At 70.1% G+C, this 4,888-nt stretch carries 3 protein-coding genes; 1 reads left to right on the forward strand and 2 read right to left on the reverse strand.

All coding sequences use genetic code 11. The features are described 5' to 3' along the window. Positions 1-45 precede the first annotated feature (45 nt). Positions 46-702, reverse strand: coding sequence for an MBL fold metallo-hydrolase (locus tag ACZ4FV_RS51620; protein WP_395862568.1), 657 nt, complete (start codon positions 700-702; stop codon positions 46-48). Positions 703-772: 70 nt separating this feature from the next. Further along, positions 773-1,507: a maleylpyruvate isomerase family mycothiol-dependent enzyme gene (locus ACZ4FV_RS51625; RefSeq protein ID WP_402231679.1), complete on the reverse strand. Its 735-nt coding sequence runs from the start codon at positions 1,505-1,507 to the stop codon at positions 773-775. A 362-nt stretch (positions 1,508-1,869) separates the two neighbouring features. Between ACZ4FV_RS51625 and uvrA the strand changes: the two genes are divergently transcribed. Continuing rightward, positions 1,870-4,716: an excinuclease ABC subunit UvrA gene (gene uvrA, locus ACZ4FV_RS51630; protein ID WP_395862570.1), complete on the forward strand. Its 2,847-nt coding sequence runs from the start codon at positions 1,870-1,872 to the stop codon at positions 4,714-4,716. Positions 4,717-4,888 lie beyond the last annotated feature (172 nt).

The raw sequence follows: 4,888 nt of genomic DNA on the forward strand, positions 1-4,888 counted from the left end.
CCGGTCCGGCCTGACCCGGCCGGACCGGCGCTCGGCGCGCGCGGATCACCAGCGGCGCTCGCGCCACTCGGTCAGGCTCGGGCGCTCGGCGCCCAGCGTGGTGTCGTTGCCGTGGCCCGGGTAGACCCAGGTCTCGTCCGGGAGCCGGTCGAAGAGCTTGTGCTCGACGTCGTCGATCAGCCGGTCGAACGCGGCGGGGTCGCCGAAGGTGTTGCCCACCCCGCCCGGGAACAGGCAGTCGCCGGTGAACAGGTGCGGGTGGCCCTTGGGGTCGTCGTACAACAGCGCCACGCTGCCCTCGGTGTGGCCCACCAGGTGGATGGCCCGCAGTTCGATCGCGCCGAAGGCGATCGTGTCGCCGTCGTCCACGAGCACGTCGGTGGGCACCGGGATGGCCTCGGCGTCGGCGCGCCCGGCCACGGTGGTCGCGCCGGTGTGCGCGACCACCTCGGCGAGTGCCTGCCAGTGGTCCTGGTGCCGATGGGTGGTGACCACCTTCGCCAGGCCGCCGTCGCCCACCAGGGTGATCAGCGTGCTCGCGTCGTTGGCCGCGTCGATCAGCAACTGCCGATCGGTGGCGCGGCAGCGAAGCAGGTAGGCGTCGTTGTCGTAGGGCCCGACGGCCACCTTGGTGATCATCAGATTGGCCAGCTCGCGCACGGCCGGGGCGCCGCCGACCTTCACGGATCCGTGATACGTCATGTAGGCCATCCTCCCCGTCCGCGCGCCCTCCCGGCTACCGACCGGCGCCCTCGCCGACCGGAACCACCCGCTACATCCACGCGGGCAGCGGTGGCAGTCGACCGAACGGCTCGACGATCAACCCGTCGCCGTTGGTGCGGCCGATCAGCCACGCGAGCAGCGACTGCCGGCGGCCGGAGACCACGGCGGCCGGAGCCACGCCCTCCGGGCCGATGCGCAGTTCGCGGTGGGTGATGTCGTCGCGCAGCAGCAGCGGCGGGCAGTCCGGGCGGCCGCGGAAGGAGGCCGCGACCTCGTTCAGCTCGCGCTCGGTGTACTCGGTCGGCCAGTGCGCCGGCGTCCAGCCCGCGTCCAGATCGACATGGTGGATGTACAGCTCGCGCAGCCGCTTCGCGGGCAGCGTCGTGGCGGCGATCTCGCCCGCGTTGCGCGCGGTGACCTTGGCGCCCCACGCGGTCGGCGTCATCGCGGTGAACGCCTGGGCGAACCGGCCGGACGCGTCGTACAGGTCGGTGAGCAGCTCCTGGGCGGGCCGCCCGGCACCCTCCGCGATGGCCCGGTCGCGGGCGTCACCGGGCGGGTACATCGGGGTCGGGATCCCGGTGCGGGCCCAGTTCAGCAGGTTGGTCAGGGCGTCCGCGTTGCGCGCGAGGTGGGTCAGCACGTGGCCTCTGGTCCACCCGGGCAGCAACGACGGCCCGGCCAGGTGCTCGGGCGTCAGCCGTTCCGCGGTCGCCAATACCTGCGCGGTCGCGTCGTTGATCTCCGCGAGCAGTGCGGCGGGATCGAACCCGTCCGTGGTCACGCATACCTCCCCCGGATCGGCCTCGCCGCCGACCTGCGGGACGAGACGGGTCCCGGAGCGACGAGGTCTTGGGGTCTCACCTTAGTGGCGCGGACCCCCGGGCCTGTGTTTCACACGATCGAGTGAAGAGTGGCCGCAAGAAGTTTTGTTCGAATGAATGTGCGATAGCCTGGCGGCCCAAAGGGAACAAAAACCTGCCCCGGGCTGCTTACGATGGCGCGAGGTACATCATCGAGCACTGGTCCGACACTGCTCGAACACCGCCGCGATCCGCACTGTCGACCTCGTTCCGCGCGTCGACGCGTACCGATCCGACACCATCCAGCCGCAGCGGCATGTCGTCGAAGGGTTTCGATTCTCAAGTGGCCGACCGTCTCATCGTCCGTGGCGCGCGCGAGCACAACCTCAAGGACGTCTCCCTCGACCTTCCGCGCGACGCGCTCATCGTCTTCACCGGGCTGTCCGGCTCGGGCAAGTCCTCGCTCGCGTTCGACACGATCTTCGCGGAGGGACAGCGCCGCTACGTCGAGTCGCTGTCGTCCTACGCGCGCCAGTTCCTCGGGCAGATGGACAAGCCCGACGTCGACTTCATCGAGGGTCTGTCGCCCGCGGTCTCGATCGACCAGAAGTCGACGAACCGCAACCCACGCTCCACGGTCGGCACGATCACCGAGGTCTACGACTACCTGCGCCTGCTCTACGCCCGAATCGGCCATCCGCACTGTCCGCAGTGCTCCCGCCCGATCGCCCGGCAGAGCCCGCAGCAGGTGGTCGACCGGGTGCTGGAGCTCGAGGAGGGCACCCGCTTCCAGGTGCTCTCGCCGATCGTGCGCGAGCGCAAGGGCGAGTTCGTCGACCTGTTCGCCGAGCTCCAGTCCAAGGGCTACAGCCGGGCGAGGGTGGACGGCGCGGTGATCCAGCTCACCGACCCGCCCAAGCTCAAGAAGCAGGAGAAGCACACCATCGAGGTGGTCATCGACCGCCTGACCGTCAAGTCCTCGGCCAAGCGCCGGCTGACCGACTCGGTGGAGACCGCGCTCTCGCTCGGCTCCGGCATGGTCATCCTGGACTTCGTCGACCTGCCCGAGGACGACGCGCACCGCGAGCGGATGTTCTCCGAGCACCTGTACTGCCCGTACGACGACCTGTCGTTCGAGGAGCTGGAACCGCGCTCGTTCTCCTTCAACTCGCCGTTCGGCGCGTGCCCCGACTGCACCGGCATCGGCACCCGGATGGAGGTCGACCCCGAGCTGGTGGTGCCCGACGGGCAGAAGTCGCTGGACGAGGGCGCGCTCGCACCGTGGTCGAGCGGACACGCGTCGGAGTACTTCGGCCGGCTGGTCTCCGCGCTCGCGGCCGAGATGGGCTTCCGGACCGACATCGCCTGGGACGGTCTGCCGCAGCGGGCCAAGAAGGCGCTGCTCAACGGCCACAAGACGCAGATCCACGTCAAGTACAAGAACCGGTACGGCCGCGAGCGCTCGTACTACACGTCCTTCGAGGGCGCGCTGCCCTACATCGTGCGTCGGCACTCCGAGGCGGAGACCGACACCAGTCGCGAGCGCTTCGAGGGCTTCATGCGCGAGGTGCCGTGTGCCACGTGTCACGGCGCCCGGCTCAAGCCGATCGTGCTCGCGGTGACCATCGCGGACAAGTCGATCGCCGACGTCGCGTCGATGTCGATCAGCGACTGCGCCGAGTTCCTCGGCCGGATCAAGCTGGTGGCGCGGGAGAAGAAGATCGCCGAGCGGGTGCTCAAGGAGGTCAACGAGCGGCTGAGGTTCCTGGTCGACGTCGGCCTGGACTACCTCTCGCTGAGTCGGGCCGCGGGCACCCTGTCCGGTGGCGAGGCGCAGCGCATCCGACTCGCCACCCAGATCGGCTCCGGCCTGGTCGGCGTGCTGTACGTGCTCGACGAGCCGTCCATCGGCCTGCACCAGCGGGACAACCACCGGTTGATCGAGACCCTGGTCCGGCTGCGCGACATGGGCAACACGCTGATCGTGGTCGAGCACGACGAGGACACCATCCGGATCGCCGACTGGGTCGTGGACATCGGTCCCGGCGCGGGCGAGCACGGTGGTGAGGTGGTGCACTCGGGCAGCTACAAGGAACTGCTCAAGAACAAGCGCTCGGCCACCGGCGACTACCTCTCCGGCCGCAAGTCCATCCCCACCCCCACCGAGCGCCGGGTGCCCGACACCAAGCGCCGACTGGTGGTGCACGGCGCCCGGGAGAACAACCTCCAGGACGTCAGCGTGGCGTTCCCGCTGGGTGTGTTCACCGCGATCACCGGCGTGTCCGGCTCGGGCAAGTCGACCCTGGTCAACGACATCCTGTACACCCACCTGGCCCGCGAGCTCAACGGCGCGCGACTGGTGCCGGGCCGGCACACCCGGATCACCGGGACCGACCTGGTGGACAAGGTCGTCCACGTGGACCAGGGCCCGATCGGGCGCACCCCGCGCTCGAACCCGGCCACCTACACCGGTGTGTTCGACCACGTGCGCAAGTTGTTCGCGGAGACCACCGAGGCCAAGGTGCGCGGCTACCTGCCGGGCCGGTTCTCGTTCAACGTCAAGGGCGGTCGCTGCGAGAACTGCTCGGGCGACGGCACCATCAAGATCGAGATGAACTTCCTGCCGGACGTCTACGTGCCGTGCGAGGTCTGCCACGGCGCGCGCTACAACCGCGAGACGCTCGAGGTGCACTTCAAGGGCAAGAACATCTCCGAGGTGCTCGACATGCCGATCGAGGAGGGCCTGGCCTTCTTCGAGGCGGTCCCCGCGATCGCCCGGCACCTGCGCACGCTCAACGACGTCGGCCTGGGCTATGTGCGGCTCGGCCAGCCCGCGACCACGCTCTCCGGCGGCGAGGCACAGCGGGTCAAGCTCGCCTCCGAACTGCAGCGCCGCTCCACCGGCAAGACGGTGTACGTGCTCGACGAGCCGACCACGGGTCTGCACTTCGAGGACATCCGCCGGCTGCTGGGCGTGCTGACCAGCCTGGTCGACAAGGGCAACACGGTGATCGTGATCGAGCACAACCTCGACGTGATCAAGACCGCCGACTGGGTGGTCGACCTGGGGCCCGAGGGGGGCAGCGGCGGCGGCCTGATCGTCGCCGAGGGCACGCCCGAGGAGGTCGCCGAGGTGGCCGGCAGCCACACCGGCAAGTTCCTCCAGGACGTGCTGTACGACCGACGGTGACGTGAGTGGCATCCGGGCCGGGTGCGAGGATTGACCGGCCTCACGGTGGGGGGGGGGGGGGGGGGGGGGGGGGGGGGGGGGGGGGGGGGGGGGGGGGGGGGGGGGGGGGGGGGGGGGGGGAGGGGGGAAGGGGGGGGGGGGGGGGGGGGGGGGGAAAAGGAGGGAGACACAC

Source organism: Embleya sp. NPDC025285 (assembly GCF_055558835.1).